We start from the raw sequence: 26,800 nt of genomic DNA, 5'->3' as shown, positions 1-26,800 counted from the left end.
GCGGATGGCCCCGCTCATCTCGCTCAGGAAGGTCGGCAAGACCTATTTCAACGGCGATCTCGCCGTCGACGTGCTTCATGACGTCACGCTCGACATCGAGGCCGGCGAATTCGTTGCGATCGTCGGTGAATCCGGCTCCGGCAAGTCGACGCTGATGAACATTCTCGGCTGCCTCGATCAGCCTACTTCGGGCGACTATCTGATCGAAGGCGAGAATGTCGGCGGTTTCGATGGCGACGAGCTCGCGGCCTTGCGCCGCCGTACCTTCGGCTTCGTCTTCCAGGCCTATAATCTCATCCCGACGGCAACCGCGCAGGAGAATGTGGAGGTGCCGGCGATCTATGCCGGCGTACCCGCAAGGGATCGGCGCGAGCGCGCCGAGGCGCTGCTCAAATCCTTCAAGCTCGGCGACCGGCTCGACCATCGTCCGAGCCAGCTTTCCGGCGGCCAGCAACAACGCGTCTCGATCGCGCGTGCGCTGATGAACGGCGGCCGCGTCGTGCTCGCGGACGAGCCGACCGGCGCGCTCGACAGCCGGAGTGGCGCCGAGGTTTTGGCGCTCCTGCGCGTGATGAACGAGAACGGCCATACGGTGATCGTCATTACCCACTCGCGCGAAGTCGCCGAAAAGGCGGACAGGCTGATCGAGATCCGAGACGGCCGCATCATCACCGATCGCATGCGGAACTTCCGCGCGAATTCCGACGCGGCGATTGGCCTTGCCCAGCGTGCGCGAGAAGGCTTCGCCGCGATCGCCGACGTCCCGGAGGCGATCCGGATGGCGCTGCGGGCGCTCAGAGCCAATCTTTTCCGCACGATCCTGACGCTGCTCGGCATCGTCATCGGCGTTGGTTCGGTGGTTGCGATGTTGGCGATCGGCACCGGCGCGCAGGATTCGGTGTTGAACCGCATCTCCTCCATGGGTTCCGATCTTCTGCTTGTGCGCCCGAGCATGGCGAATTTCCGCGGAAGTGCGGGCGGCAGCAACGTCACACTTGTGCCCGCCGACGCCGAAGCCATTCGTGAACTGCCGAACGTCGCCTTCGCCGTGCCGGAGATGACGAGCAATGTGACGCTCCGTCGCGGCAATGTCGATTACCAGACAACGGCCAACGGCACCGTGCCGCAATTCACCGAGGCGAAATCCTGGACGGTGGAGCGAGGCGAGTTCATCAACCGCAACGATCTGGAAGGCTACGCGCCCGTCGCCGTGCTCGGCCAGACCGTCGTAAAGACGCTCTTCCCGGACGACTCAAACCCGGTCGGCCAATACGTCCTCGTCAACCGCATCCCCTTCCAGGTGATCGGCGTCATGAATGAAATGGGCGCCAGCGGCAGCGGTAACGATCGCGACGACGTGGTGCTCGTGCCGCTCACCACCGGTAGCATGCGCATTTTCGGGCAGCGCAATATCCGCACCATTACCGTCAAGGTGGAAGATGCTTACGCCATAGACCTGACCCAGGAGCGGATCCAGGCCCTGCTCAACGAACGGCACAAGCGCGAGGACACGCAGATCACCAACATGTCGTCGGTACGCGAGGCCTTCACCGAGACTTCGAATACGTTGAAACTCTTCCTCGCCTCTGTGGCGGCGATTTCCCTCGTCGTCGGCGGCATCGGCGTCATGAACATCATGCTCGTCAGCGTCACCGAACGCACACGCGAGATCGGCGTCCGCATGGCGACCGGCGCGCGGCAACGCGACATCCTCGTGCAGTTCATCATCGAGGCGCTGGTGGTGTCCGCGATCGGCGGCGTGATTGGAATTTTCGCCGGCCTTGGGACCGGCTACGTCGCGCAACTCTTCGGCATGCCGGTGGCCTTCACCGCGGGTCCGGTGGCGCTCGCCTTTGCCTGCTCCTTCGTGACCGGCCTGCTCTTCGGCTATCTGCCCGCCCGCAATGCCTCACGCCTGCAGCCGGCCACGGCGCTCAGTGCGGACTGACCACCCGGACGAGGGGCACGATCGATATCACGCTTCCGGCCGATGCCGCGCCTGCGCTACCCGTTCCGTTCCGCCGATCAATTCCCAACGACGGCCGTCCTTCTGCGACTGACGGGCGAAATAGTTATAGGGCGTGCGCGACCAATCCCGGATCGAATTCGTGAGATTGTCGAGCACCAGGTCGCCACCACTGGTGCGAACGGTGAGCACGGTGTGGCCCTGTCCGCGGTATCGGGCAACCGTCAACAGCAGGGCCGAGGCTGGCCAGCCGCGCTTCAGCAACTCATGCTTCTTGAGGATCGCGAAGTCCTCGCAATCTCCGTAGGCCGTCGGCAGGCGCCAATCGTCGTTCCTGCCGTTGGTCGAAGGATCGCTGCGTTCCCTGATGCGCGCATTGACGGCCCTGTTGACCTGAGTGAGCTCCGCTGCCCTGGTCTGGGTCAGCGCGACCGTTTCGGCACCACCACCGGTTTTACACAGCCTTGGCTCGCGCGCGCAAAATGGGGCAAAGGCCGGCGGAGCGAAAGCCTTGCCGGCGGTCCTCATGATCGTCCCGGCGTCAGCTGCCGCGGGGGCAAAAATCAGCAATAGGAATGCGGTGTGCGCGATGAAGCGTTTCATGGGGTCCTCTCCACGACGGGCCGACAATCCCCAGCCCAGCGTGGAGATATAGATCGAAATGATTAATTCCCGGTTGATTAGCCCGAAATGAGGCAACGATGTGGCGGGATACTAACAATTCGTAAATTGACCGCCGCAGCCTTTAAGTAAATCATCTACTTATTTTACAAGTTTTATTACTGTTGGAGTAGAGTAATGAAAGAGTTTCATAAATCGATTCTTAGAACTTTTTTCATACTTTCCACGGCCTCCATAACAGCCGTAATCGTTACGGACGACGCGGAAGCAGTACAGCGTAAGCGCTTGACTGCCGCGCAATGCAGCCCCCTCACGGAAAAAAACTTCGCGGCGTGCTGCGTTGCACTAAATCGAGCAAAAATACTCACGCCCGCGCAGATCAAAATGTGCCCGCCTCTCTCGACGGCGACGATCGGCAACACGCAAAGCGCGAATGATCGCAGCGACCGTACTCCGACGCGGGATACGAGCGGCACAAACAAGCCTCCGAGCGGCGGCGGCAGTGGCGGCAGCGGCGGCGGCGGCAGCGGCGGCAGCGGCGGCAGTGGCGGCGACGGTGGTGGCGGTAGCGGCGGTAGCGGCGGCGGCGGCGGAAGCGGTGGCGGCGGCGGCAGCGGTGGCGACGGCGGCGGCAGCGGCGGCGGCGGCGGCGGCGGCAGCAGCGGCGGCGATGGCGACGGCGGCGGCAGCGGCGGCAGCGGCGGCGGCGGTAGCGGCGGCGGCAGCGGTGGCGGCGGCGGTAGCGGCGGCGGCGGCGGCAGCGGTGGCGGCGGCAGTGGCGGCGGCGGCAGTGGCGGCGGCGGCGGCGGTGGCGGCGGCGGCAGCGGTGGCGGCGGCAGTGGCGGCGGCGGCAGTGGCGGCGGCGGCGGCGGTGGCGGCGGCGGCAGCGGTGGCGACGGCGGTGGCGGCACCGGCGGCGGCGGCGGCAGCGGTGGCAGTGGCGGCGGCGGCAGTGGCGGTGGCGGCGGCGGCAGTGGCGGCGGCGGCGGCGGCAGTGGCGGCGGCAGCGGCGGCGGCAGCGGTGGCGGCGGCGGTAGCGGCGGCGGCGGCGGCGGTGGCGGCGGCGGCAGTGGCGGCGGCGGCAGTGGCGGCGGCGGCGGCAGCGGCGGCGGCAGCGGTGGCGGCGGCGGTAGCGGCAGCGGCGGCGGCAGCGGTGGCGGCGGCGGTAGCGGCGGCGGCAGCGGCGGCGGCGGCAGCGGTGGCGGCGGCGGTAGCGGCGGCGGCAGCGGCGGCGGTGGCGGTGGCGGCAGCGGCGGCGGTGGCAGCGGCGGCGGCGGCAGCGGCGGCGGCGGCGGTAGTGGCGGCGGCAGTGGCGGCGGAAATAACGGCCATGGCAATGGCGGCAGCGACGGAACGCCGGGCAATTCAGGCAAAAGCGACGACAACCGTTGACGCTGCCATCGCAGCCGGACCCGGGCCGCGACACCCCCGCGTTTCCGGAGTGGCGTAGTGCCGCGCGAGCGCAGGCATGAACGTCAAGAGGGCGGGATCCGGCCGGACCCGCCCTCGACATCGTCCTGCTCCACCTGACGCAACATACGCGTCGATCGCGGCATCTTCGCGCAACCTTTCAGAAACTCCTCGCCTCGATAATGCCCGCGCAATCGAGGACCGAATCGGATGGCCAAGGCAAGTACCAGGAAACGTAGGGGCAGCACCAAGCGGAAGAACAGCCGGGGCGGCATTGCGCCGTGGTATCTTGCTGGAATCGCTCTCGTCGGCGGCATCGTTGCCCATGACCATTGGGATCAGCTCGCTGAACTGCCGGAACGAGAGCTAGCGGCGCTGTTTTCCGAACCTGAACCGAAGGCAAAGCCTGCGAGACCCCGTACGCGGTCGCAGGAGCATACCGGCGCGATTGCACCAAAGCCCGCATTGCCCATACCGGCCCCGATCGAAAGACCCGTGGATCAACCGGCACAGCTGGCGACTACCCGGGCCGCCGACAGGACCACCTTCTATTTTTGCGGCATACGCCACGACAATTGCGTGATCGATGGCGATACCTTCCTCTTCAACGGCGAGAGAATTCTGATCGCCGATATCGACGCGCCGGAGACGAAGCTTGCCAAATGTGACGAGGAGCGCTCGCGCGGCGCGCATGCCAAGGCGCGGCTTCGCGAACTCTTGAATGCCGGCAGCTTCACGGTGGTGGACGCTGCTGCCGACTTTGCGGACCGCGAAGCCGGCAAGCGGCGGCTGGTGATGAGAAACGGGACGTCACTTGGGGGCATTCTGCTGGCCGAAGGCCTGGTCGTGAAACGGGCCGGTCAACCGATTACATGGTGTGGGAGGACGACAGCCCGGGTCTCGGGCTGATCCTCTTTTCGATTTAAAAGGGCAACTACTCGGCGGCTGCCTCGCCACCCTGTGCCGCGGCCATGTTCTTCCTGGCGATTGCATCGCGCGTCGCGGCGGCAGCCGCCGTCGATTGCGCGTCGTCGCCGGCGACCTGGACCGTCGGCGAGGCGAACTGGATGTTGTTTTCCTTGAACGCCTCCTTGATCAGGGCCTGGGCCCGCCGCCTGACCTGGGTCTGGTTGCCCGGCTTGGTCTTCATGGCGAAGCTCAGGGTGACGCCGTAATCGCCGAACTGCTCCACGCCCTTCATCTTCACCGTTTCCAGGATCAACGGCCCGAGCTCCGGATCCTCGAGCAGTGCGGCGCCGACGCCCTTCACCACCTTCTTCACCTTGGCGACGTCGGTGTCGTAGGAGACGTTGATCTTGAACTTGTCGATGACCCAGTCGCGGCTCATGTTCTGGACGGCGCCAAGGGAGCCGAAGGGCACGGTAAATACAGGGCCGCGGTGGTGGCGCAGCTTTACCGAGCGGATGCTGAAGGATTCGACCGTTCCCATATAGCTGCCGCTCTGGATGTATTCGCCGACCCTAAAGGCGTCGTCCATCATGTAGAAGATGCCGCTGATGATGTCCTTGACCAGCGTCTGCGAGCCGAAGCCGATGGCGACCCCGAAGACGCCCGCGCCGGCGATCAGCGGACCGATCTGGACCCCGAGGCCGGAGAGCACCATCATGACTGCGACCACCGCGATGAAGGCCGCAAGAAAATTGCGCAGGATTGGCAGCAGCGTCCGCAGGCGCATACTGCGTGCAAGGAGAGCGGGGTCCGCGACATCGGCGCTCGCCCGCCTCAGGTAAAGGTTGATGAACTCCTTCGTCAGTTGCCAGAGCAGATCCGCCGCGAGCAGGATGACCACCCCGGCAAGGACGCCGCGGAACACGCGGTTGAAGACATCGTCCTGCAGCATCGAACTGCCGTTGAAGCGGAAGACGACGGCGAGCCAAAAGGCCGCAAGCGCGATGATTGCGAATCTCACGCCGCGGTCGATCACGACATTGCGCACCACGCGAATGTAATCAGCCGCTTCGGTGTCCAGCGCCGAGCGGGTTGCCGCGCTTGTGAACCTGAGCAGCGGCGGCAGGCCGAGGCCGTAGACGCCGAGCCAGAACAGCACCTTCATCCCCGCGGCCCAGACGAGCCAAAGGACGATCAGGAATCCGATGAGCAAGGCGTTGCGCAGCATTCGCCGACCAGCCGCCATCTCCGGGACGGGTCGGCTGAGGGTCGTGTCGATGGAGAGACCCAGGATGCCAAGGCCGAGCACGGCCGCGGTGAGATCACTGACATCTGCCGCGACCGAGAGCGCCTGCATCATGTCCGTGACCGCCCAGAGCAAAGCTACGGCGCAGATGAACAGCGCGATCCGCCCGTACCAGAAACGGGCGACATCGGCCGTCAGCGTCGCGCTATTATCCAGCGTCTCCGCTTCCGGATCAGCCTCTATCGCCGGCCTCAAGGCGGCCCAGACGATTGCGATCATCAAGCGGGCACCGATCCAGGCGATCACCAGCGGCGCAACCGCCGCCTCCAGCCGGCTCGGCCAGTCGGCGAGCACGAAGGCGGCGATCGCCGCGACCGCAAAGACGACGAGCGGCGCGATGCGATCAAAGGCGGCGAAACCGTATCCGCTTTGAATGGAACTGCGCCTCGCACTGCGCCGCACAAAATAACGCAGGAGGTATTCCGCACCGTAGCCGACCAGGAGCACGAGGGCGAAACCACGCAGGATCGGCATCGCGCCATGGCCCTGCATCTCGACGGCAATGCGGTCTCTTGCCCCCGCCCATTCGGAGCCGACCCGCGGCATGGCCCCTCTCATGCCATCGAGATGACCTCTGATCTTCGCGACCAATTGCGACGCAAGTCCCGGCCGCGGCGAGGCGACGGCCGGAGTGGCTGCCTGCCTGGCGGTAAGCCATTGGCGGACTTCCGGATCATCCAGCAGTTCGATCAGTTGCTGGACCTTGGCGGGCGGGGCCGCAGCCGTTCCCGGCTCCTGAGCCGCCACGGGAGCGGCAGGCCCGAAAACGAGCTGCATAAGCAGGACGATCGCGGCGAGGCGTTTGTAACCGTGCCTGAAGACTGCACTCATCCGGTTCCCCCATCCCTTGCGCCGGCCGACTGCCCCAGGCGCCAAGACTCGCCGGCTAAGGCATGCGGCTCCCCAACTCCATGTTCACTCAGAACGAGCGTCTGCACCGGCAGGAGCAGCGTTCAATGAGCATCGCCTAAGCTCTCGTCGCCGGTTGCTTTCGATCGCGCCATCCAGACTACCGTGGCCTGGGAATGAGAAAGCCAGTTCAAACCCTAGTTTGTCACGAATGCAGGTCGTTGTCGTTGGCCTTCCGCTTGCTGCTCTTCGCCTCGACCGGATGGCGACCGGCAGCCTCTCAGGGCTTGGGCGTATACCAGATCGGCGACGTATAGGCGCGCTCCTGAAGCGTCATGGTCGCCTCCGGGGGCGGTTTCAAGCCGAAGCGCTTGGCATCATAGGCGGTCCAGCGCGGCGTCGGGATCTCGATGACGCGGCCGTAGTAGAAGGCGGACTCGCTCGCGTCGAACTCCGGATCCGTCCAGACCGCGATAAGCTCGGGCGCGCCGATCGTATTGGTCCAGGTGGCATTGGCCAGATCGACGCTGTCGCCGACAGCTGGCAACTTGTCATCCGCGCCGGGCTTGCGGTGGCCCGACCAGGCGACGTCGTAGACCTTTTCGTGCAGCTTGCCGTCCTTGTCGAGCCAGCCCTTGACGATCTGATAGCGATCGAGGTTCGCCCCGATCGGATCCTTCAGCGCCGCGACGAGGAAGGTCGGCGACTTGCCCTCTGGCGCTTCGCCGAGCTCGCCGCCCATCGGCACGCCCTTGGCGTAGCCGATCCCCGCCGGCATGCGGTTTTCCGTGTCGCTCGGCTCGAAATCCCAGCCGCCGAAGAAGCGCACGATCATGCGAGGACCGGTCGTGGCATAGGTTTCCTTGCGTTGCATGGCATCCCAGAGGGACTCGCGCGTGTTCTCCTTGGCCCAGACGGCGGCGTAGCCGGATGCCGAGACTTCCCAATCCATGACCTTCACTCCGGTCTTCGGGTTGTCGATGAAGGTGGAGCTGATGCGGTGCGGGCTCGGCTCCTGCGGCACGGTCTTGCCGAAGAAATTATCCTCCTCCATAGCCGCGAGAGAATTATGCGCGTCGCTGCTGCCGACGAGGCCGAACTTATACGGATTGGTGCCGAGCTCCCTCTCCAGTTTCAGTCCGTTCTTGTAGGCCGAACGGGCATATTCGAACTCCAGCATCTCCTTCGTCTTGGCGACGCTGCCATCGAGGTTGCCCTTGTCCCAGCGCTCGAAACTGGCGAACTCGTCGTTCGGTGACAGGAAGGGATGCGCCTCGCTGTCGCCTTTGGTCTGGGTTGCCTCGTAGAGGCGCTCCCACTTCGCCCGCGTCTCGGCATAGTCGCGATCGAGCTTCTTGCCGAAGGCCTCGACGACCGGGAACATCAGTCCGTTGCTCAAGTTGCCGTTGTGCGCGATGGCGAGAACGTTGCCACCGGTCTTTTCCTCGTAGGCTTCCATCCATTTCCAGAGGTCGGCCGGGTTGTCGCTGCCATAGGGCGGGTAGACGGTGAAAGGTTCGACCTGGCTTGCCTTGTCGCCATTGTCGCGGAAGATGACGTTGCGGTGCAGGTTGTTGCCGTCCGTATTCGACGTCCATTCGAAACCGATGAAGGCGGTGAAGCGGCCCGGCTCGTTGTGCTGTTCCGCAGCGGCGATCGTCTGCTGCCATGCGCTCGCATAGGGACGCGTCCCCGGGAAGTACATCAGGTCCTTGGGGAAGGTGCCGTGCGAGAAGGCGACGATGATTTCCACCGCGGCGTCTCCGCCCTTGCCGGATTGGATCATGTCGTACCATTTGCGGCCGGTTGGATCGGAGACGACATCAGGCTTGCCGGCGAACAGGTCGGGGAAGAAACCCATATTGTCGGAATGATCGGCCACGACGAGGAAGTCGAGCGGGCGCGAGAGTTTCGCCGGTTGGCCGGTCGAGGAAACGACCTCTTCGCCCTTCGCAAAGCGATACGCGTCCATCGGCCCGAGACGCGCGCCAAAGGCGCCGGCGTCCATGGAAAAGGCCGTATGCAGATGCGTGTCGCCGAAGAACGGCCGCGCCGGAAAGTCGCGGCCGACATAGGGCGAATAAGCCGGCGGGCGCTGGTGGGCACGTTCAGCCGCTTCCTTGCCAAGCGTGCCGGCATCCTGCGCCGAAGCCGGGAGCCCGAGACCGAATATGACGAGGCTGGTAAGCGCCGTCCCCTGCAGTAACGTTTTCGTCATGACTTCCTCCTGAAGATCGATTTGTTTCAATGGTGTCCCGGACCGCAGGCGAGCGCGCGGCCCTTGTGCGAATTTGCGAGTTGGGGCGGACTGCTTGCGACGGCGGTTGCCGTCGCCGGCGCGGCGATTGGCGCGATCGTTTGTTGCGACGACGGCTTCGACTGGACGGCTTCATCGACGGTATCGGCAGGCGGCTCGCGCCCGACGCGGTCATAGGCGAGAAGGAACTGCACCTGTTGCGCCGCTGACCCATAAAGGCGGACGAGACCGAAGCGATGGGCTTCGCCAATTGTCAGCCGCCCCCTCGCGATCGCGTCGATGACGGCCTCGCCGGATACGAGAACGACATCATCGGGTTCGGGACCGGTCGCATGAACGCGTGTGCGCAGCCCGCCTTCGCCCGGCTCGAAGCGCGCCCACAGCATCGGCTCGATGAGAACGACAGAGACCGACGGGCCGCGCCTGCCGCCCGAGGTCGCACCCAGCCCTCGGCCAAGTCGCTCGAGCGATCGCAGCGTCTTGCGGTATTTTGCGCCGAACAGATCCGGTGCGCCGGCGGCTGGATCCGGAGGGGGCAACCGATGCGCGGCGACGGCGGTTGAGATGGAGCCGAGCACGTGTAGCGCGTCCGGATAGACCCAGTTCAACAGTCCCCGTGCCATCGACACGTCGTCGTGGTACCCGCAGGCAGAGCTAGCCGAGGGCGACAGCGTCGCGGCCACAGCGAGCGACAGCAGGAATAGACGGCTCATGCAAACGTGCCGGCGCATCTTCGCCTCCCCTAGAACGTCGCCAGTCGTTGCAATGTCCAGAACATCGCAATCGAACCGATCGCATAGGCCGGAACGCGTTGCCCCCAGGGCGGAAGCGGCAGGGGAAAACGACGGGCAACGGCTGCAAGCGCCAGCACAACGGCCACGAAGAGAAGCTGGCCGAACTCCACACCGAGGTTGAAGAAAAGAAGCGCAAGCGGGATGTGGGTCGTGGGCAGGCCGGTTTCGCTGAGTGCACCGGCGAAACCGAAGCCATGCAGCAGACCGAATCCGAAGGCGACGAGCCATGGCGCCTGCGCCGCCACGCCATGGTATCCCTGCTCCCGACGTATGATTTCGGCGGCGACGAAGACGATGGAAAGCGCGATCACCGCCTCGACGGGTGCCTGCGGCACATGCACGAGCCCGAGTGTCGCGAGCGCGAGCGTAACGGAATGGGCGATGGTGAAGGTTGTGATCGTCTTCACGAGCGGCCCGAGCCCTTGCGCCAGCATGAGAAGCGAGAACACGAAAAGCAGGTGATCGATACCGAACAGGATGTGATCGACCCCGAGGACGAGGTAGACCCCTGCGACTTTCACGGCGGAGTCCGCCACCGGAATTGTCGTCGACGGCTCGCTCGGCGTCAGGCGCTGCGTCCATGCGCTGCCATCCAGGTATTCTATATGCGCCAGCACGTCGGTCATCGTCGCTTCGAGCCCGGCGATCGTCAGAGTCTGTCCACGCAGGGCAGCGGCTTCCAGGGCCCATGTTTCGATCGCCGCTCCTTGGGCGGTGCGGGCCGTCGGCAGCGACGCTTTGGTCTCGCCGGAAAACACGGGATCAAGGGAGAGCTTCATGTCGCCACGCATCGGCACCTTCCACAGCACGGAGAATGTGCCCGGTGCCAGCTCGCGTATTTCGAGATAGGCTGGCCGAACCTCGTGCGCGAGAGCGGTGGCCGCGAACGGCAGCAAAAGCCACGCAATGGCGAGGCCTAGACATGAGATTGCGGCGAGGCGCCTCATCGGGCATCCTCCATCGTCTCCGCCAGGCCGCTGACAAGCGGCTCGGCAGTCGCCTCTGCCACGATCTCGTATTTCCTCAACAATTCCGCGAAGTAGCGCCGCTCGTAACGACGCCGCTGCTCATCGCGCCATTGTTCGCGCACTGCGGATTTCACTTCGGCGAAGGGCTTCACCACCGCCGGGACCACCTCCGATACGCGGACGAGATGCTGCCCGTAGGCGGATTCGATCGGGCCATGCCATTCGCCCGCCGGCAGCGCGACGACCGCCCGTGCGAAGGCGGGGCCGAACTGTGCGGCGATGTCACCTACCCTTACGTCATCCAATCGGGCCGCAGTCAGCCACGGATCCCCTTGGTCCAGGATTGCCGTTTCGTCGAGGCCGTCGGATACGGCCAGCACGTGGCGCGCGTCGTCTGCCGCTTTCGTCCGTTTCGAACTGCTGAAGAAGACGTGCGTGAAGGATAGCTGCACCTCTCCGCGGAACCTGTCCAGATGCGCACCGTAGAATTGCCGCAGGTCATTCTCCGTCGGCTCCGCGATGCGGGCGGTGTCCTCGATCAGGAAAGTCATCTTTTGCGCCAATCTGCGCCGAACGACCGTATCGTCCTGGTCGAGCCCTAATGCGCGGGCCTCGCGCGCCAGCAGCTCCTCCTTGACCAGCTCCGCGACGAGACCGCGCAGTTCCTCGTCAGTCGGCTCGCGCCGCCATTGGCCAGCCCATGTCTCGCTGATCCAGCGCAGGTGTCCGTCATTGATCCGAATCTCCGGTCGGTCGCTTGCCCCCGCGTCTCCATTGAGCCAGGCATGGGCGACGAACAGCACCACGCCCGCGATGGTGAAATGGATGAGAGGTTCCTTGAGCAGCTTCATCACAATTGTCCCGGTAATTGCCACGATCCTTACGTGAAGCCGACGTCGTGAGGTCGGCTCTTCCGTGGTGAGATCGGCAGAAAGTCATCACCGTTGGTCAGTCGATGTAGACGACGACATAGCGCCCGCCATAGGACTGGTAGTAGGTTCCCCCGCACCGCCAGATGACGATGCCGTTGACAGTCGTCTTGACGCAGGCCGCCGGCAGCGTGCTCACATAGACCGTTGATCGCCGGATCACCCGCCGCGTCGTGCGTCGCGCCACACCTGCGACGCTGCCTGGGGTTGCGGGCCGGCCGACCACGGCTTGGGCATCCGCGATGAAGGACAGTTGTGGCATCGTCACGCCAGCGATGTCGGTCAGCAGGAAGGCCAGGCCGACTCCCAAGATCCATGTGCGGATGGCCCGTTTCATTGCAGGATCTCCTCGAAGGCTTCGCCGATCAGGTCGGCGGACAGTGACTCGAGCTTGCTTGCCCCCGGCGGGACTGCGAACTCGAAGAGCTTGGCGTCGATCTTGGGAGCGACATCCCAGTTGCGCATGCGCAGAACGTGTTGGGGAGCGCCCGTCACCCACTTGGTCGTGATCACATATTTGAGCGGCAGCGGCTGGTCGCCCTTCTGGATCCAGATCTGCCAATCAACCTGTGGGCTGCGGAAGGCAAGGTGCTCGCACTCCACGCCGCCGACGATGCCGCTGCCGACATGAATGCCCTCCGTCGCGTTGTAGGTCAGCGCCGAATAGGAATCGGAGGCGAAAAGGTCGGCCCCCGACGCGTCGAGCCCGGTTGTTGCACGCAGTTCATCGACGGCTTCGTCGATGGTCGGACCGGGACTCGTTATCTGGCCGTAAATATTGGCCTTCTTGCCGAGAACCGAAATCGTGGTTCCGTCGAAGGTCAGCTCAATATCGGCGAAGGGCCCCTTGCGGGTGACGTGAAGCTTACCGGGCCGCTCGGCCGCGATCTTGCCGGTGGCGCTGTACTGCAGCTTCAGTCCGTCCGGATTGATCACCTCGTCCTCAACGTCGAACTCGGCGGTGAACGATTTCAACCCGCCGACATATTTGCTCATCGCCCGCAAGATGCGGTCGGCCTCGGGCTCGACGCCCGCGGCAGACGTGGGAGCGACGGCAACCAGCACAACCACGACCGCCGCCGGGAGGGCTGAAAGAACCCGCGCGCATAATCCAACGAACATCGCCAAGGATCTCATCGCCGGTCGCTCTCGATCACGCCATCCAGACGGCTTTCGGCCAATAGCCGCCATTCGCATTCTGCATTCATTTCGCATCTCCTCTGTCAGGGCGTCGGATTCGCGGAATCTGGAAGACGTTCGCCCGCTCCAGTGCCCTCGCGATCTCCTCGGCAAGATCCGCTACAAGTTCCTCGTATTCGCGGCGCCGCGCCGCGCGGAGGTTCTCCGGCAAGCGCTCAGTCGCAGCGAGAGCCTCCTCAGCCGCGGCAAGGTCGTCGCAAATGCCGCGGAAATTCTCGTCTCGCGCAAGCAACGTCTCGGTCTCGAGGCCACGCGTCGGAAACCGGCGCATGGCGGCCTGCAATCCACTCTTCCCCGCAGCGCCTTCCGACCGCAGACCCATTTTTCGAGCAGCCTTCGCGACCTGGAACTATTATAGGAGGAGTATATTGCACTGGATCAATGCAGGGATGTAGTTTACGTGAGCAAACAGGAGTTATCGGCAGGCACGTTAGCCGCCGCGACCTGTGGGGGCTAAAGCAATGGTCCAGACCCGCTCTGTCAAAGTCGACTCGGCGGCGGCATCGTCGCCACCAGAGTCGGAGGTTCGCGTCCAACTGGACCGGATTCTAGCCAGTCCGGAGTTCGATGTACCCGAGCGGGCGCGCAGGTTTCTGACCTACATCGTCAATGAGGTCATTGCCGGTCGAGGCGACCGGATCAAGGCCTATTCGATCGCACTGGAGGTTTTTGGCCGCGACGCCTCCTTCGATGGGCAGACCGATCCTGTTGTCCGGATAGAAGCAGGGCGCATCCGGAGGTCGCTTGAACGCTACTATCTGACTGCGGGCCGGAACGACCCTGTCGCCATCACCGTGCCGAAGGGCGGATATGTCCCTGTTTTCAGCCACGTTGATCTTGGCGCACCCCTTGAGGCGAACACCTTGCACTTCGTGGCGGAGGAGTCGGCGAGGAGCCCGGAGCGCGCGAAGCCGCGACGGAAGAGACTTGCTTTCCTTGCTGTCCCCGTCTTTTTCATCCTTGGGGCGATCGGACTTTACGCCGGTTGGCAAACGAACCAGGCCCCGAGTCCAAACCAGGTATCGACGAAGGCCGTGCCGGCCGCGCCAGATCTGCCGGGCGTGATCGTCGCTCCCTTTGAAGATCTGTCAGGTACCGCCGACTCGACGATCATCGCCAGGGGGCTGACCGACAAGGTCATCGAGCAAATCTCGAAGTTCAAGGAGATTGTCGTCATTGCCGGCCGATCCGCGGATACCCCGAGCGAAACTCCGTCGAGCGTCGCGCCGGCCGCGCGCTATGCGCTCTCGGGGAGCGTTCGGCTGACCGCTGACAACCTCTGGCTCTCGACGCGCCTTGTGAATCGAGAGGACGGCTCCGTGCTGTGGGCCGAGAGCTACAGCGAGGATTTGCAGGTCCGCAACCTTCTTGAACTGGAGAGCGACGTGGCGCGTGCCGTCGCGACCGCCCTTGCGCAGCCCTATGGCGTCATTTTCCGGGCAGATGCTTCGAAGGCGGCAAGCGCACCACCTGACGATTGGGAAGCGTATCAATGTACTTTGGCCTATTACGGCTATCGCGCCAATCTCAGCCCGCAGACCCATGCCTCCGTTCAAGACTGCCTGAAGCAGGCGGTCTGGAAATTCCCCGGCTATTCAACCGCTTGGGCGCTGCTCGCCCTTACCCACATTGATCAGTTGCGCTTCCGCTACCGGATGGATACTCCCGCTCAACCTCCACTCGACCTGGCTCTGGAGGCAGCCAAACGGGCAGTCGAACTCGACCCGCAAAATGTTCGTGGCCTGCAGGCCGAGATGCTTACGTTCTTCTTCCGCGGTGACATCGATACCGCACTGAAGATTGGCGCCCGCGCCTTTGCGATGAACCCGAACGATCCGGAACTCAGCGCCGAATATGGCCTTCGGATGGCTCTGTCGGGTCAATGGAAGCAGGGCTGCAAGCTGGTTTCGGAAGCGGTGAGCAGGAATCCTGGGCCGCTCGGCTATTTCGAGACGGGACTGGCCGTGTGCTTCTACATGCAGCGAGACTACGCTGCGGCCGAGGAATGGATCAGGGCGGCCGGTGCGCAGACGAACCCATTATATCATCTCATCGTTGCGGCCATTCTCGGGCAGCTTGAGAAGACGGCGGAGGCGGCCCGGGAGCGCCAATGGATCGAGGCCAATGCGGCAGGTTTCCTGAAGAACATTCGCCGTGAGGTGGCGATGCGTATCCATCGGCCCGAGGATCAAGCCCATTTCCTGGACGGCCTGGCGAAAGCGGGTGTGTCTGTGCCGTAAGCCGGCGCCAGCAGCGACCGCGGCGGTGAGCCTCACGAGCCATAGAGGTTACGTGATGCTACATGTGCTCCGCCTGTCTTCATATTAGAAATCGCCGAGCTGAACTGCATGCGAAACGCAGTCCGACGAGGAACAGGAGGCACGCATGAACAACACGCGATCGAGTGGTCATGCCGGTCCGGGATGCCTATGGCAACATCTCGGTTACCGATGCCCCTGACGGTGCTCCCGCAGGGGTCGCCGAGGGTTGCTCGTCGGATTCTGCTCCGAGTCCGGGCTCGTTCCCAGATGCGTGCTGTAGTGACGATTGGCTTTTCCACGAGGCACGGGGGACCTCCTCGCTGCCGGACTCAGGGGTATTGAAGATGACAATTCGACGCGTTTCAGCGTGGGTGTCGTATAAGAAAGGACGCGGGTCCGTATGAGTCGCGAGTCATCGATCTGTCCGATTTCCGCTCATCGCGCCCGACGCATTTTCAAGGCGCTGACGGTTGCGGCCCTGTTCACAGCCCTGCTGACCGCATGCGCGAGCCGCCCGAGGGGCGTCTTGCAACCGGTGGCGGCCTCGCCGTCGGCGAATCATGTCGAGATGCTCGTCGCGACCATGCGGGACCGATCCGATAATCCCGGCGAAATGTTCAGCGGCGAGCGCGCGCCGAAGCCGGCCTTTGCGGAGATCACGGTATCGATCCCGCCCGCAAATGCCCGCAAGGTCGGAGAGGTTGCTTGGCCGCGCAAACTTCCGCCGGATCCGGCAACGGAGTTCGCGACGGTCAAGGCGGAAGAGGTCGACAGGTCGGCGGCCGAGAAGTGGCTCAGCAACTCCGTGCGCAGGAGCCCGGACCGCAGCGTTCTCGTCTTCATCCATGGCTTCAACAACCATTTCGAGGATGCCGTCTTCCGTTTCGCCCAGATCGTGCACGATTCGCGAGCGCACAGCGCGCCGGTGCTGGCGACATGGCCGTCGCGCGGCAAATTGCTGGCCTATGGCTATGATCGCGAAAGCACCAACTACACCCGGAACGCGGTCGAGAGGCTTTTCCAGTACCTGGCGCGCGACCCGGAGGTTCGGGAAGTCTCGATCCTGGCCCATTCGATGGGGAATGTGCTGGCGCTCGAGTCGCTGCGCCAGATGGCAATCCGCAACGACGGGCTGCCGGCGAAGTTCAAGAATGTCATGCTGGCCGCTCCCGACGTCGACGTGGACGTTTTCCGCTCGCAGATCGAAGATATGGGCAAGCAACGCCCGCAGTTCACGCTGTTCGTCTCACGCGACGACCGCGCGCTCGCCGTTTCGCGGCGCGTCTGGGGCGACGTTGCCCGATTGGGGGCGATCGATCCGGAGCAGTCCCCCTATAAGGAAGAACTGGCAGCGAACAACATAACGGTCATCGACCTGACCAAGCTCAACGAAGGCGACAGGCTGCACCACACCAAGTTTGCGGAATCGCCTGAGATCGTTCAACTGATCGGCTCCCGCCTGTCGACCGGTCAGAGCTTGAGCGACAGCCGGCTGGGGCTCGGCGATCACATCGTGGCGGCAACGGCCGGCGCCGCGCACACCGTCGGGACAGCCGCGGGCCTGGTCGTTTCCGCTCCCGCCGCGATCATCGACCAGAACACCCGGGAGAATTATGCCCACCACGTCGATGCGCTTGCGGGACCTGTCGGCCAAGCAAATCCAGGCACGACCTACATCGATTGCAGCAAGCAGGCCAGGGTCGCGCAATGCAGCCGGTAATCGCAAATTCGGTGCGTCAAGAACTATTTGGCGAAATCACGGTCCGCAATCATGATCTGATCGGGGCGGGATTCGTCCTCTCGCGGTGAACTTTCTTGGGGGAAGTAATGAAATCTTCTGTCATTCGAACTCTGGTCTCCATCGGAAGCTGCCTCATCGCCGCCGGCTCCATGGCCGCGGACATCTATTCGCCGATGACGCCGGCGGTTCAGGAGACGACGACCGAGAGCGGCTGGACGTTTTCGTTCGCGCCCTATTTCTGGGCGGCGGGCCTGTCTGGAGACGTCGCGCAGTTCGGGCTGCCAGAGGCTGATGTCGACGCCAGTTTCAGTGATATCTTTGATCACCTCGATTTTGGCGCGATGGCGATCGGCGAGGCCCGCTATGGCCCCTACAGCGTCTTCGGCGATGTGATCTACACAAAGCTTTCCGGTCAGTCGGGCACACCGAGGGGCATTCTTGCAGAGGATGTCGAGCTCAAGTCCGAAACCTTCGCCGGCCTGCTCGGCGCCGGTTACGCGGTCTTCGAGGACAATGCCGCGCGGCTCGATATCGTCGGCGGCCTGCGTGTCTGGTCCGTCGAAAGCGAGCTGTCCTTCAGCGGCGGCATTCTCGACGGACGTTCCAGAACCGATGACGCGACCTGGGTCGACGGCTTGACCGGCTTCAGGGGGACCTATTCGATCACCCCGGAAATCTACCTGACCGGTTGGGGGCTCGTCGGTGCCGGCGGTGCCGACCTCGACTGGGACGTCGCTGCGGCGATCGGCTATCGCTTCAGCGACACCATATCGGCCGTCGCCGGCTACCGTGCTCTCGGCGTCGACTACAGCGACGACGGATTCGTCTTCGACGTCGTCCAGCAGGGGCCCATCCTGGGAATAGTGGTGCGGTTCTAATGCGTCCGGTTGATCCTTGGATCGACCTCGTCTTGTTTGGGGAACGTTCCACGCCTCGCTCCAGCGGATTATGCTCCAAAGTCGAACCGGAACTGTACGCTTTTCGAGAAGGCGCACTCTTATCCGGGTCCACTGTATGGAGAAGAGCCATAGTGCGAAGTCGCGCCAGAATTCTGAAAGGCACTCATGGAGCCGCCACCAGCCGTCAATGATCTTGCGTCTATCGTGCAAACATCCCTCGCACCCGTCTTCCTCCTTGCCGGTACGGCTGGGTTCGTCAGCGTCTACACCACTCGCCTCGGCAGGGTATCGGATCGGGTCAATGAGGTCGGGGACAAGGACGAGCAGAGCGAGGAGCGACGCACGCAACTCGCCTATCTCCGGGGCCGGACACTCGCCCTGGAGATTGCCGTCGCATTCGGCACCCTGGCTGCCATCTGTACCGGCTTCGCGATCTTGAACCTGCTCGCCAGTGCGCTCGGGCTCGGTCTTCGCGAGGAAAATCTCTTCTGGTTCTTCGGTGGTGCGATCCTCTCCCTCATAGGGTCGCTCCTGGCGTTCCTGCTTGAAATGCTCGTGGCCGGGCGGAATATGCTGCGGCAGATCCGCATGGACAAGCCAAGCCCAGAGAGCGACTAGGCGGCAGCCGCCACCGAGGCCGAGGGACGCCCTAAGCGGGCTTAGTCGGGCCCTTCATCGCTCGGACGCCATGGCAGCGAAGCGTCGGGCTATCATGATGACATTCTCGCAAGGCGGAGGAGCGCGCAGGAGGAAAGCGCCGAGAACGGTGGTCCCGATCGACCCTAAGGTCTCATGGTTCGGGCGACACTTTTCGCGTCGATCTGATCTTCAATTTCCTGAGTGCACAACATATCTTAACCACGGCTGATCGTGTGTGGCAGGGGGAACAAGTGAACGAAGCGAGTGGCTTCCGGTTGACCAAGCGGTTCGTCTCCCGTCTACCGCAAGGGCCGGTATCCTTTTCGCGTGCATTATCGAGTGCGGTCGTGGCCGTGAGCATTGCGACCTTGATCCGCTATCTGATCGATCCTCTAGTTGCAGGGGTGCCCTTCATCACAATGTTCCCGGCGGTGGTGGCTGCTTGTATGTTCGGCGGCATTCTCGGCGGTGTGATCGCCGCGACCTTGGGAGGAGCAGTCGCCGCCTATGCCTGGTTGCCGCCGCTGAATTCCTGGGCCCTTTCCACGCAATCATGGATTGTGTTGGCAACGTTCGTCCTGGCCGCGGCCCTGATCATCGCGGTGGCTGGACTTGTGCATCTGCTCATTCGAGCACTGAGACAGGCCGAAAGCCGATCAGAACTGATCGCAAACGAGATGAAGCACCGCGTCAGCAATCTTCTCCAGATGACCGACGCCCTGGCAAGACAAACCTTTAAAGAAGTCGACAAGGAACCACAGCGGGCGTTCAGCCAGCGCCTCAATGCAATGTCGGCTGTCTTGCGGATGTCGGATCCAGTTTCCAGCCGCGATCTGAAAGCGCTTTTGCAGGCGGTGCTCGGGCCGGTTTCCGCTGACCGGATTGTAATGAGCGGGCCGGAGGTGGACGTCTCGCCGGAAAAGGCAATAAAGCTCGCGCTTCTCTTCAACGAGTTGGTGACAAATGCCACGAAATACGGGGCCCTTTCTACGGATGAAGGCCGCGTGCACATAGAGTGGAAGCGGGACCAGAGGACCATCTACCTACAGTGGAGGGAAACGGGTGGGCCGCCCGTCACACCGCCGCAGAGACGCGGTTTTGGCAGCCACCTGATCGAAGCCGTCCTCAATTCCGAGGAAGGTAACTCGGCGCTTGATTTTCAACCCGCCGGCCTCGTCTGTTCGGTCAGCATTCTCCGCTACTGATCCCCGAGCGCTTGCAGTTGAGCCTGCGGATTGGATCGCCACTCAAGGCACCCGGTCAGGTGCAACTATACCTCCTTCATTCTCGAGTATGTCGATCCGTCTGGCTACGGAATCCGAAAATTTCAGATGCACACCAATGCCGCCGCCATTGTCGGCAATGAAGACGGCGCCGGCTCTCTCCAGAGCTGATTGCAAGGCAAACAGTTCATCATCATTCGGTTTGACGAGCTTACGCTCGAAACGCAGCACGGTTTCCGGGCCGACACCGGCAGATACTGCGAGGCGCTCGCGCGAGAGGTCGGTAAGTGCACGTGCCGCTCGGCATTGGGACCCAGTGATCATGATTATTGTCCTTTCTACGAGCCGGACCGCCCCATCATCGGAGCGATCCACCGCGGCCATTCAGCCAAGGAAGAATGTCAACGATGAAAGTTCTCTGTTTTAGGCGGAAGCTTCCGCTTCTGCCTGATGTTTGGTGACTGCCAACACTGTCAGCTTGTGCTGCTTGTCGTCCCTTGCGGTCCAGCCCATCGTCTGACCGGCGGACAAGCGGAGAAGGGCAGTTCCGATGGGGGTCAGGACGGATATCTTCCCTGCGGAAATATCGGCGTCTTGCGGGAACACGAGCGTCACTGTTCGCCCGCCGCCTGTGTCCGTTTCATACTCTACCGTCGATCCCATCCGGACGACATTTCCAGGCACCGACCCGTCGGAAATCACGCGCGCGCGTTCGAGCTCGAGCAAGAGACCATCGGAAATCTCGGGAAGGCGATCAGCCGCGGCGAGCGCAAGTTTGTTCAGCCGCTGGTGATCCGTTTCGCCAATCACGATCGAGGGCTTTCGCGGGGTCTGAGCGTGCTTCTTCATTTCGCGTTCTCCTGTGGTTCACCTTACCGCCAGCTTTCGGACAGCATCGGCCCGCGGTGGGATGTCGCTGGTCGACCATGCCTCGCTCTGCAAGATCGCCATCACCTCCTCGGGCGACCGGGCCAGCCGGAGCCCCTCCCGGATCAGCGGCGCCCGCACCAACCGAAACAGTTGTGACAGCGCCGGCAAGAAGCTGCGAACCTCGGAGCCCGGCCAAAGCAGGGTAAAGACGAGGTCGACGGGTTCGAGGTCAGGGCTTTTGAAATCGATCGGAGGAGCCAGTCGCGTAAACGACGCTACAGGCGACGAGATCGAACGCAGCAATGCGTGCGGAACCGCGACGCCACGCCCGATGGCGGTCGAGCCGAGTCCTTCGCGCCGCCAAAGGCCCCGCAGAACCACGCGATCGTCAAGCCCGGTTCTTCCCGCGATTGTCGCAGCGATCTTGGACAGCGCCGAGTGCTTTCCCTTTGTCGCAAGGTCAAGAGTAATACTGTCTTCCGACAGGTTTCTGAAGATCATCATGGTCGTCTCTGAGCCGCATATGCGCGACCGCGAGCGAAGTGCGTTCGGCACCCCGTCTGCAGCGGTCACGGATTGAGTTGAAGAACGGCTTACCCGGACGCGAAGCCGTTGGAGCTCGCGGCCGGGCTAGAGGCCTGCTTTGAGGCGTTTTGGCTCTCGCTGTGGCATCGAAATATTCATGATGACTGAAACATGGGGACGGAATTCTTGAAATCAAGTATGGAGCCAGCCCAGATCCTTTGAGCCCGGAACTTGGAAGATGCAGAAGTACGGGCCTGCGTTCTCGAATAAACCTCGTTTCGCCGAGCGTCCAAAGGTCGCATCGCCACCGATTGAATCCGTTGCGCCAAGTAACCATATCGGGGTCATGACTACGTCACGTCGACAAAAGAAATACTTGTTTCTTTCAGCGTCCCTGCTGACGCGCTCGTAACCCCGAGCGGCTCGAACGCATGCGCGTTCGCCGCCTCGGGGATCCCTCACAAATAGACAGTTTGGCCACGGCTACTCGCGCGGAGCTGAGCGCTGATGCGTCCGCATGCCGTGATGCCTCCCGAATGCCCGTTCGCCGCTTCGCTTTCGTGGACTGCGCGACCGGGCCGATCAATGCTGCAAATGGAGGGCAACGATGTCCGCATACGAACACTCATCAACCCACGTCCGCCAGGATCCGACGCTGCGCAGTCCCAGGGTGACGGTGGCGGCACTTCTTGTGCGTGCGCTGCAACGCTGGCAGCGGAGGCGGGCGGCCACCGCGCTTCAAAACCTCGACGACCGGTTGCTCGATGACATCGGCATTACCAGGAACGACATCCCGCGGATCGTCGAAAGGCTCTTCAGGCCATCGGACCAGGCGTAGGTCCCCGCCTGAATGGCTGCATGCATCGACTATGGTGAACAATGTTTTGCGGGCCAGCGACCGCATAGCGCCGTCCGCTGGCCTGCAGGAGAAAACGATGGATAGGACAACCAAAACGATTATCGCGGTAGGCATCTTTGGATTGATGATCTTCGCTTTCGTGATGCTCTGATGCTATTCTGCTTGCCGAAGGCCTGCTACGGGCCTGGAGCGAACCGACGGCTCCTGTACTCTTGGGCCCGTTGAGCTACATTTGTCTTAGTATGCGTGGGCCGACCGTTGCGTCTAACTTGGCTCACCTGCTCGTATGGGTCTCGCGGAAAAGTCGAGGCGTCACGCCGAAGCGTCTTTGGAAGACCTGCGCGAAGCGTGCGGTCGGCGCAAGTCCCACCCGCCTTGCGATTTCCTTCAACGGAAGTTCTTGGGAGAGCAAGATACGCGCCGCGTCCAGCCGCACGTTCTCGATGTACTGTGCCGGCGTCTCGCCTATCGCAGCGACAAACCGTCTGTAAAACGTCCGCTCCGAGAGGCCGACTCTGGCCGCAAGGCTCGACACATCCAGCGCGGTATCGAGATTGGCCTGTGCCCACACCAGTAGATCGGCGAAAGGACCATCGGCTTTCGCCTGGGCACGCAGCAGCGGGCTGAACTGAGACTGATAGCCGGGACGGCGTGCGTAGAGGACGAGGCGCTTGGCGACCCGACTTGCAAGCGCGCGGCCCAGATCCTCGCTGACCATGGCGAGGGCCATGTCGATACCGGTGATCACGCCGGCCGATGTCCAGACGTTGCCGTCGACGACATAGAGTGCATCCGCGTCGACAGTAAGGGAGGGGTAGAGTTGCGCAAGCGGTTCGCAGGCGCTCCAGTGTGTGGCAACCCGTTTACCGTCCACCAATCCCGCCGCTGCAAGCACGAAGGTGCCGGCGCAAACCGACCCGAGTCGTCTGGCGGATGAGGCGCTCCGCGACAACCACCGCCCTAACTCCGGCGTCCGGGTTGCTGCGGTGACCGCGCCGGCCTCCGCCCCGACCACCAGGATCGTGTCAACCGGTCGTGGGACCTTCGCCAGCGCTTTGGTTTCGACGACGACACCGCTGCTACTCGGCACCGCACCGCCAGTCGGCGAGGCCAAATGCACGGCATAGTGTGCAGGCTCTCCATCCTCCGCGAGTGCGTGATTGGCGGATGCGAAAACGGAAGCCGGGCCGGTCGCATCCAGCAGTTCGAAGTCTTGGTAGACAGTGATGACGATATGCTGCAGCACTGGCAGGAATTACCATCTTTTTGTCATTCCTGCCAACTCCGTGCGCCTGCTAGTGTTCACACTGGTAGTCGCCCAAGGGCCGCGCCACCGCAAGGAGGAGCAATCATGACTGAAGCATCGGAAGCATCAAAGTCAGCGCCCGAAGCCCCGACGTCGAGCTGGCGGTCGATACAATGGTGGCCCGCGGCTGTCGGCTTGGCATTCGCGGCTTTCGTTTCGATCGATCTGCTCAATGGGTCGGAGCACGGTACGGACTTGGCTGCGATCGTCGTCGCTTCGGGCCTCGTGTACCTGGCAGCGGCTGCCTTGGAGATTCCATGGGTTTCCTGGCCGGTATTCCTGTTATCGGTGGTAGTGATCACCGTCGCAAGGTTCGGCCTCATACCGTTCGATGCGACATGGGCGATGCTTATCGTCGCCGCCCTCTTCGGAGCCTATGGGGTGATCCGAACTCTGAGTCGTCCTAACCGCGAACTGCCGCTGCAAGCCATCGCAATGGTCTTCTTCGGCGGGTTGGCAACCGTGGCCCTCTTCATCAGCCCCTTCGTGGGAGCGCTGCTGGTAGCGGCGGGACTGGTCGCACATGCCGGCTGGGACGTCTATCACCACGTCAAGAACAAGGTCGTCGTACGGTCAATGGCCGAGTTCTGCTTCGTGCTGGACACTGCTCTCGCGATCGTCATCGTCCTGGCAACTCTGAGAGGCTGAGACGGGCGCCCTGCCGTGGGTTGCAACGTTAAGATTGATCTCAATGCGCTCGCAAGGAAGACAGCAATCGCGCGTAGGTCGGCGCTAAAGCTCTCAATATGGCGGCGGCCTCGGTATCGTGACCTGCCACCAGCGGATACTGTAGTGATCCGACCAACTGAGCCTGTTCGGATGCGATGCGGGCCGCTTCGGCATGGCCGATCCGTGCCAGGCACGTCGCCGCGTCGGCGAGCCGCCGTGCGCCGACGCGCACGGCGAAGTGGATTAAATGTCCACGAAGATCGTCATTGCAGCCGCGTTCGATCATGTCTGCCAGGAGCTCGGCCGCCTCGGCATTGCCGACCGTTCCCTGCGGTAAATGCGTCGCGTTCTCCATTGAAAGCCAGCGTATCGCATTTGGCAGCGACGCCCGGATCGCGTCATCCTCCCGGACCTCTCGATCGCGCCGGAAATTGGTCCGCATCGTATAGGGCGCGCCGTAGTCGATGGTTTCGGCGCGCCATGCGGTCAGAAAGTCGTCTATCGGCAATGACGCGAAAGGATAGCCCTGCGGATCGTGCATCCGCACCTGCCCATTTTCAATGGCAAGCACGACGAGATAGTGGTCCGATCCGATAGGGCCGCTCATGCCCGGCTGATGCCTGAGATGCCCGATTTCGACGGGGCCGACCCATACGGGGCCCTCAGCGAGCGCCTGTTGAAGCTGGTTAAGAGCCTCGTCCGCGCTCGTGCTCTTGATGACCGTTGAGGCCCACCCCATCGCCTGAAGGGCTCCGTCGAAGCCAGCTTCCGGCGTCCATCCGTAGGGATCGAAGAACGGCAGAGTTCCGCCGACGAGTTGCATCCCGAAAGGGCTGCCGGTGGCGAACTCAATGACCGCCGTCGAGGGCGCATGCGGGCCGAACAGCATGGTGAAGGAGTTGGCGTAGCAATATGGGCCCGAGCCAATATACGGAACATGCTCCATCGTGATGCCTCAAATCTCAAACTGGGAGGCACGACAGGAGCGGCAAATTTCGAGAAATTGTCAACGCAAAAAGGCAACCACAGTTTGTGCTCAATTATTCGGGCTGTCTGGGAGTCCCGAGCGCCAATAGACACGGCCATGCAAATTCTTGGGGCGGTGCATGACGGCTGCTCCGAAGCGGCGGAGCTACTGCCCTCGGCTCTACCTGGATGCGCTCGGCATTCGTAAATAATTGCCGAGCAAGCTGGCGATCTGACTCGGGGCTGCGTGCGGTACCCGTTGCGCCTTCAGCCGCGCTCCGCCTCGCCGGTCACGCGCCAGATCACGTCGCCGACATCGTCCGCCACCAACAGGGAGCCATCCGGGCCGATGGTGACTCCAACCGGCCGCCCATAGGACGCCCGCTCGTCGGGCGAAAGGAACCCGGTCAGGATATCGCGCGGCGGACCGGACGGCCGTCCATTTTCAAACGGCACGAAGACAACCTTGTAGCCGCTCAAGGTGCTGCGGTTCCAGGAACCATGCTGCCCGATCGCCATGCCGTCCGGGAAGCCCGGCAGAGTGCCTGCGGGAAGCCAGCAAAGACCGAGCGATGCAGTGTGTCCGCCCAGGGCATAATCCGGTGTTATGGCGGTTGCCACCATCGCCGGATCCTGCGGCACCCGGTCGTCCACGATCTGCCCCCAATAGCAATAGGGCCAGCCGTAGAAGCCGCCGTCGCGCACAGATGTCAGATAGTCGGGAGGCGTTTCGTCGCCGAGGGCGTCGCGCTCATTGACCACCGTCCAGAGCGCGCCTGTCGTGGGCTCCCATGCCATGCCCACCGGGTTGCGCAGCCCGGAGGCAAATATGCGGCGCTCACCAGTCTCGAGGTCAAGCTCGTGGATGGCGGCCCGTCCGTCCTCTGCCGCCATGCCGGGCTCGCCGATGTTGCTGAGCGAACCGACGCCGATGAAAAGCTTGCGCCCGTCGCGACTGGCAAGCAGGCTTCGTGTCCAATGCCCGCCGGGCTTGAGGTCCGTCAGCTTTCGCCCTGTTGCGCTGAGACGCGTGTCGCCCGTTTGATACGGGAACGCAACCACTCCGTCTGTGTTGCCGACATATAAGGTATCGCCCAGCAACGCCATGCCGAACGGCTGATTGAGACCTTCGAGAAATACCTCACGTATTTCGGCAACGCCGTCGCCATCCGCATCACGCAACAGCGTAATGCGGTTCGGACTTTCGCCCACTGCGGCCGCGCGCTTCATTGTGCTGAACATGGCGTAGTCGAAGGCAGATTTGATGCCCCCCGGCTCGCTCATTGCCTCAGCCACCAGGACGTCGCCATTCGGCAACACGTGAATCCAGCGGGGATGTTTGAGCCCGGCCGCGAATGCGTTCACCTTGAGCCCCGCCGCCGCAGTCGGCTTCTGCTCCGCGGTCCAGCCCTTGGCAGTCGGCATCTTCAGGGTCGGAATGCCCTGCGGTTTGGCTTCCGGGATCTCCGGTTCGCTGCCATAGGCCGGCTCGAGAGAAGCACCGTCCTGGCGGCGCAAGAGGATTGCTGCGGCGCCGATCAGGGCGACCAGTCGGCCGAAAATGTCAGACAGGCCCATGTGTCCTCCTAGTGTATCCGCCTCGATATCGGTTCCTATTGTTTAATTTTACGTA

The 26,800-nt window shown here is 63.0% G+C and carries 25 protein-coding genes; 10 read left to right on the top strand and 15 right to left on the bottom strand.

Annotated elements, in window-relative coordinates; all coding sequences use genetic code 11:
• Nucleotides 1–4: 4 nt before the first annotated feature.
• On the top strand, nucleotides 5–1,948 hold the full coding sequence (locus J2Z31_RS17220) for a MacB family efflux pump subunit (RefSeq protein WP_209602785.1): 1,944 nt from the start codon (nucleotides 5–7) through the stop codon (nucleotides 1,946–1,948).
• A 27-nt stretch (nucleotides 1,949–1,975) separates the two neighbouring features.
• Here J2Z31_RS17220 and J2Z31_RS17215 read toward each other — a convergent pair whose 3' ends face one another.
• Complete coding sequence (locus J2Z31_RS17215) at nucleotides 1,976–2,569, bottom strand: transglutaminase-like cysteine peptidase (RefSeq protein ID WP_209602784.1); 594 nt, start codon at nucleotides 2,567–2,569, stop codon at nucleotides 1,976–1,978.
• Between the two features lie 195 nt (nucleotides 2,570–2,764).
• Between J2Z31_RS17215 and J2Z31_RS30010 the strand changes: the two genes are divergently transcribed.
• Both J2Z31_RS30010 and J2Z31_RS17205 read left to right on the top strand, forming a co-directional pair.
• On the top strand, nucleotides 2,765–3,979 hold the full coding sequence (locus J2Z31_RS30010) for a hypothetical protein (RefSeq protein WP_408022039.1): 1,215 nt from the start codon (nucleotides 2,765–2,767) through the stop codon (nucleotides 3,977–3,979).
• Nucleotides 3,980–4,207: 228 nt separating this feature from the next.
• Nucleotides 4,208–4,906: a thermonuclease family protein gene (locus J2Z31_RS17205; protein WP_209602783.1), complete on the top strand. Its 699-nt coding sequence runs from the start codon at nucleotides 4,208–4,210 to the stop codon at nucleotides 4,904–4,906.
• Nucleotides 4,907–4,931: 25 nt separating this feature from the next.
• On the opposite strand, the gene J2Z31_RS17200 is transcribed toward J2Z31_RS17205, so the two are convergent.
• From J2Z31_RS17200 to J2Z31_RS17165, 8 genes are all read right to left on the bottom strand, one after another.
• Nucleotides 4,932–7,043: a mechanosensitive ion channel family protein gene (locus J2Z31_RS17200; RefSeq protein WP_209602782.1), complete on the bottom strand. Its 2,112-nt coding sequence runs from the start codon at nucleotides 7,041–7,043 to the stop codon at nucleotides 4,932–4,934.
• A gap of 298 nt (nucleotides 7,044–7,341) precedes the next feature.
• Complete coding sequence (locus J2Z31_RS17195; RefSeq protein WP_209602781.1) at nucleotides 7,342–9,279, bottom strand: DUF3604 domain-containing protein; 1,938 nt, start codon at nucleotides 9,277–9,279, stop codon at nucleotides 7,342–7,344.
• Between the two features lie 26 nt (nucleotides 9,280–9,305).
• Entirely contained in the window at nucleotides 9,306–10,049 is a 744-nt protein-coding gene (locus J2Z31_RS17190; protein WP_209602780.1) for a hypothetical protein, read from the bottom strand.
• Nucleotides 10,050–10,060: 11 nt separating this feature from the next.
• Entirely contained in the window at nucleotides 10,061–11,059 is a 999-nt protein-coding gene (locus tag J2Z31_RS17185) for a HupE/UreJ family protein (RefSeq protein ID WP_209602779.1), read from the bottom strand.
• On the bottom strand, nucleotides 11,056–11,931 hold the full coding sequence (locus J2Z31_RS17180) for a peptidyl-prolyl cis-trans isomerase (RefSeq protein WP_209602778.1): 876 nt from the start codon (nucleotides 11,929–11,931) through the stop codon (nucleotides 11,056–11,058). Before J2Z31_RS17180 ends, J2Z31_RS17185 begins: the two co-directional genes overlap by 4 nt.
• A gap of 97 nt (nucleotides 11,932–12,028) precedes the next feature.
• Nucleotides 12,029–12,346 (bottom strand): hypothetical protein, encoded by a 318-nt coding sequence (locus J2Z31_RS17175; protein WP_209602777.1) that lies wholly within the window; start codon nucleotides 12,344–12,346, stop codon nucleotides 12,029–12,031.
• Nucleotides 12,343–13,131, bottom strand: coding sequence for a DUF2092 domain-containing protein (locus J2Z31_RS17170; RefSeq protein WP_234939478.1), 789 nt, complete (start codon nucleotides 13,129–13,131; stop codon nucleotides 12,343–12,345). Before J2Z31_RS17170 ends, J2Z31_RS17175 begins: the two co-directional genes overlap by 4 nt.
• An 82-nt stretch (nucleotides 13,132–13,213) precedes the next feature.
• A complete protein-coding gene (locus tag J2Z31_RS17165; RefSeq protein ID WP_328243578.1) occupies nucleotides 13,214–13,480 on the bottom strand; it encodes a hypothetical protein in 267 nt (88 codons plus the stop codon).
• A gap of 190 nt (nucleotides 13,481–13,670) precedes the next feature.
• Here J2Z31_RS17165 and J2Z31_RS17160 point away from each other — a divergent pair, with 190 nt between their 5' ends.
• The 5 genes from J2Z31_RS17160 (at nucleotide 13,671) to J2Z31_RS17140 (ending at nucleotide 19,954) form a co-directional block, all read left to right on the top strand.
• Nucleotides 13,671–15,449 (top strand): hypothetical protein, encoded by a 1,779-nt coding sequence (locus tag J2Z31_RS17160; protein ID WP_209602775.1) that lies wholly within the window; start codon nucleotides 13,671–13,673, stop codon nucleotides 15,447–15,449.
• A gap of 448 nt (nucleotides 15,450–15,897) precedes the next feature.
• Complete coding sequence (locus J2Z31_RS17155; RefSeq protein ID WP_408022044.1) at nucleotides 15,898–17,190, top strand: alpha/beta hydrolase; 1,293 nt, start codon at nucleotides 15,898–15,900, stop codon at nucleotides 17,188–17,190.
• Nucleotides 17,191–17,297: 107 nt separating this feature from the next.
• Complete coding sequence (locus tag J2Z31_RS17150) at nucleotides 17,298–18,089, top strand: hypothetical protein (protein ID WP_209602773.1); 792 nt, start codon at nucleotides 17,298–17,300, stop codon at nucleotides 18,087–18,089.
• Between the two features lie 186 nt (nucleotides 18,090–18,275).
• Nucleotides 18,276–18,728, top strand: a complete 453-nt coding sequence (locus J2Z31_RS17145; RefSeq protein ID WP_209602772.1) for a DUF2721 domain-containing protein — start codon at nucleotides 18,276–18,278, stop codon at nucleotides 18,726–18,728.
• A 272-nt stretch (nucleotides 18,729–19,000) separates the two neighbouring features.
• Nucleotides 19,001–19,954 carry a sensor histidine kinase gene (locus tag J2Z31_RS17140; RefSeq protein WP_209602771.1) on the top strand — a complete coding sequence of 318 codons (954 nt, stop codon included), beginning with the start codon at nucleotides 19,001–19,003 and terminating at the stop codon, nucleotides 19,952–19,954.
• A gap of 42 nt (nucleotides 19,955–19,996) precedes the next feature.
• Here the strand turns inward: J2Z31_RS17140 and J2Z31_RS17135 are convergent, their stop codons facing one another.
• From J2Z31_RS17135 to J2Z31_RS17125, 3 genes are all read right to left on the bottom strand, one after another.
• Nucleotides 19,997–20,296, bottom strand: a complete 300-nt coding sequence (locus J2Z31_RS17135; protein ID WP_209602770.1) for a helix-turn-helix domain-containing protein — start codon at nucleotides 20,294–20,296, stop codon at nucleotides 19,997–19,999.
• A gap of 99 nt (nucleotides 20,297–20,395) precedes the next feature.
• Nucleotides 20,396–20,821, bottom strand: coding sequence for a nucleoside diphosphate kinase regulator (rnk, locus tag J2Z31_RS17130; RefSeq protein WP_209602769.1), 426 nt, complete (start codon nucleotides 20,819–20,821; stop codon nucleotides 20,396–20,398).
• 18 nt (nucleotides 20,822–20,839) lie between these two features.
• A complete protein-coding gene (locus tag J2Z31_RS17125) occupies nucleotides 20,840–21,346 on the bottom strand; it encodes a PTS sugar transporter subunit IIA (RefSeq protein WP_209602768.1) in 507 nt (168 codons plus the stop codon).
• Between the two features lie 628 nt (nucleotides 21,347–21,974).
• On the opposite strand from J2Z31_RS17125, the gene J2Z31_RS17120 reads away from it, so the two are divergent.
• On the top strand, nucleotides 21,975–22,205 hold the full coding sequence (locus tag J2Z31_RS17120) for a DUF1127 domain-containing protein (RefSeq protein WP_209602767.1): 231 nt from the start codon (nucleotides 21,975–21,977) through the stop codon (nucleotides 22,203–22,205).
• Nucleotides 22,206–22,500: 295 nt separating this feature from the next.
• On the opposite strand, the gene J2Z31_RS17115 is transcribed toward J2Z31_RS17120, so the two are convergent.
• Nucleotides 22,501–23,472: a GlxA family transcriptional regulator gene (locus J2Z31_RS17115; protein ID WP_328243574.1), complete on the bottom strand. Its 972-nt coding sequence runs from the start codon at nucleotides 23,470–23,472 to the stop codon at nucleotides 22,501–22,503.
• A gap of 105 nt (nucleotides 23,473–23,577) precedes the next feature.
• Between J2Z31_RS17115 and J2Z31_RS17110 the strand changes: the two genes are divergently transcribed.
• Nucleotides 23,578–24,180, top strand: a complete 603-nt coding sequence (locus tag J2Z31_RS17110; protein ID WP_209602766.1) for a hypothetical protein — start codon at nucleotides 23,578–23,580, stop codon at nucleotides 24,178–24,180.
• Between the two features lie 40 nt (nucleotides 24,181–24,220).
• Here the strand turns inward: J2Z31_RS17110 and J2Z31_RS17105 are convergent, their stop codons facing one another.
• Together J2Z31_RS17105 and J2Z31_RS17100 are read right to left on the bottom strand one after the other, a co-directional pair.
• Nucleotides 24,221–25,147, bottom strand: coding sequence for a hypothetical protein (locus J2Z31_RS17105; protein ID WP_209602765.1), 927 nt, complete (start codon nucleotides 25,145–25,147; stop codon nucleotides 24,221–24,223).
• 287 nt (nucleotides 25,148–25,434) lie between these two features.
• Nucleotides 25,435–26,745 carry a PQQ-dependent sugar dehydrogenase gene (locus J2Z31_RS17100; protein ID WP_209602764.1) on the bottom strand — a complete coding sequence of 437 codons (1,311 nt, stop codon included), beginning with the start codon at nucleotides 26,743–26,745 and terminating at the stop codon, nucleotides 25,435–25,437.
• Nucleotides 26,746–26,800 lie beyond the last annotated feature (55 nt).

The sequence above is a fragment of the Sinorhizobium kostiense genome (assembly GCF_017874595.1).
In the GTDB taxonomy this organism is placed as follows: Bacteria; Pseudomonadota; Alphaproteobacteria; order Rhizobiales; family Rhizobiaceae; genus Sinorhizobium; species Sinorhizobium kostiense.
The sequence above is the reverse complement of the archived record's forward strand: the minus strand, read 5'-3'. Positions and strand labels throughout refer to the sequence as shown.

Excerpts from the sequence above, each read along its gene's own strand:
- J2Z31_RS17145 (WP_209602772.1), top strand. The coding sequence starts at position 18,276 with ATGGAGCCGCCACCAGCCGTCAATGATCTTGCGTCTATCGTGCAAACA.
- J2Z31_RS30010 (WP_408022039.1), top strand. The coding sequence starts at position 2,765 with ATGAAAGAGTTTCATAAATCGATTCTTAGAACTTTTTTCATACTTTCC.
- J2Z31_RS17195 (WP_209602781.1), bottom strand. The coding sequence starts at position 9,279 with ATGACGAAAACGTTACTGCAGGGGACGGCGCTTACCAGCCTCGTCATA.
- J2Z31_RS17120 (WP_209602767.1), top strand. The coding sequence starts at position 21,975 with ATGTCCGCATACGAACACTCATCAACCCACGTCCGCCAGGATCCGACG.
- J2Z31_RS17100 (WP_209602764.1), bottom strand. The coding sequence starts at position 26,745 with ATGGGCCTGTCTGACATTTTCGGCCGACTGGTCGCCCTGATCGGCGCC.
- J2Z31_RS17135 (WP_209602770.1), bottom strand. The coding sequence starts at position 20,296 with ATGATCACTGGGTCCCAATGCCGAGCGGCACGTGCACTTACCGACCTC.
- J2Z31_RS17125 (WP_209602768.1), bottom strand. The coding sequence starts at position 21,346 with ATGATGATCTTCAGAAACCTGTCGGAAGACAGTATTACTCTTGACCTT.
- J2Z31_RS17170 (WP_234939478.1), bottom strand. The coding sequence starts at position 13,131 with ATGTTCGTTGGATTATGCGCGCGGGTTCTTTCAGCCCTCCCGGCGGCG.
- J2Z31_RS17215 (WP_209602784.1), bottom strand. The coding sequence starts at position 2,569 with ATGAAACGCTTCATCGCGCACACCGCATTCCTATTGCTGATTTTTGCC.
- rnk (WP_209602769.1), bottom strand. The coding sequence starts at position 20,821 with ATGAAGAAGCACGCTCAGACCCCGCGAAAGCCCTCGATCGTGATTGGC.
- J2Z31_RS17150 (WP_209602773.1), top strand. The coding sequence starts at position 17,298 with ATGAAATCTTCTGTCATTCGAACTCTGGTCTCCATCGGAAGCTGCCTC.
- J2Z31_RS17185 (WP_209602779.1), bottom strand. The coding sequence starts at position 11,059 with ATGAGGCGCCTCGCCGCAATCTCATGTCTAGGCCTCGCCATTGCGTGG.
- J2Z31_RS17200 (WP_209602782.1), bottom strand. The coding sequence starts at position 7,043 with ATGAGTGCAGTCTTCAGGCACGGTTACAAACGCCTCGCCGCGATCGTC.
- J2Z31_RS17180 (WP_209602778.1), bottom strand. The coding sequence starts at position 11,931 with ATGAAGCTGCTCAAGGAACCTCTCATCCATTTCACCATCGCGGGCGTG.
- J2Z31_RS17105 (WP_209602765.1), bottom strand. The coding sequence starts at position 25,147 with ATGGAGCATGTTCCGTATATTGGCTCGGGCCCATATTGCTACGCCAAC.
- J2Z31_RS17165 (WP_328243578.1), bottom strand. The coding sequence starts at position 13,480 with ATGCGCCGGTTTCCGACGCGTGGCCTCGAGACCGAGACGTTGCTTGCG.
- J2Z31_RS17205 (WP_209602783.1), top strand. The coding sequence starts at position 4,208 with ATGGCCAAGGCAAGTACCAGGAAACGTAGGGGCAGCACCAAGCGGAAG.
- J2Z31_RS17110 (WP_209602766.1), top strand. The coding sequence starts at position 23,578 with ATGACTGAAGCATCGGAAGCATCAAAGTCAGCGCCCGAAGCCCCGACG.
- J2Z31_RS17190 (WP_209602780.1), bottom strand. The coding sequence starts at position 10,049 with ATGCGCCGGCACGTTTGCATGAGCCGTCTATTCCTGCTGTCGCTCGCT.
- J2Z31_RS17220 (WP_209602785.1), top strand. The coding sequence starts at position 5 with ATGGCCCCGCTCATCTCGCTCAGGAAGGTCGGCAAGACCTATTTCAAC.
- J2Z31_RS17160 (WP_209602775.1), top strand. The coding sequence starts at position 13,671 with ATGGTCCAGACCCGCTCTGTCAAAGTCGACTCGGCGGCGGCATCGTCG.
- J2Z31_RS17175 (WP_209602777.1), bottom strand. The coding sequence starts at position 12,346 with ATGAAACGGGCCATCCGCACATGGATCTTGGGAGTCGGCCTGGCCTTC.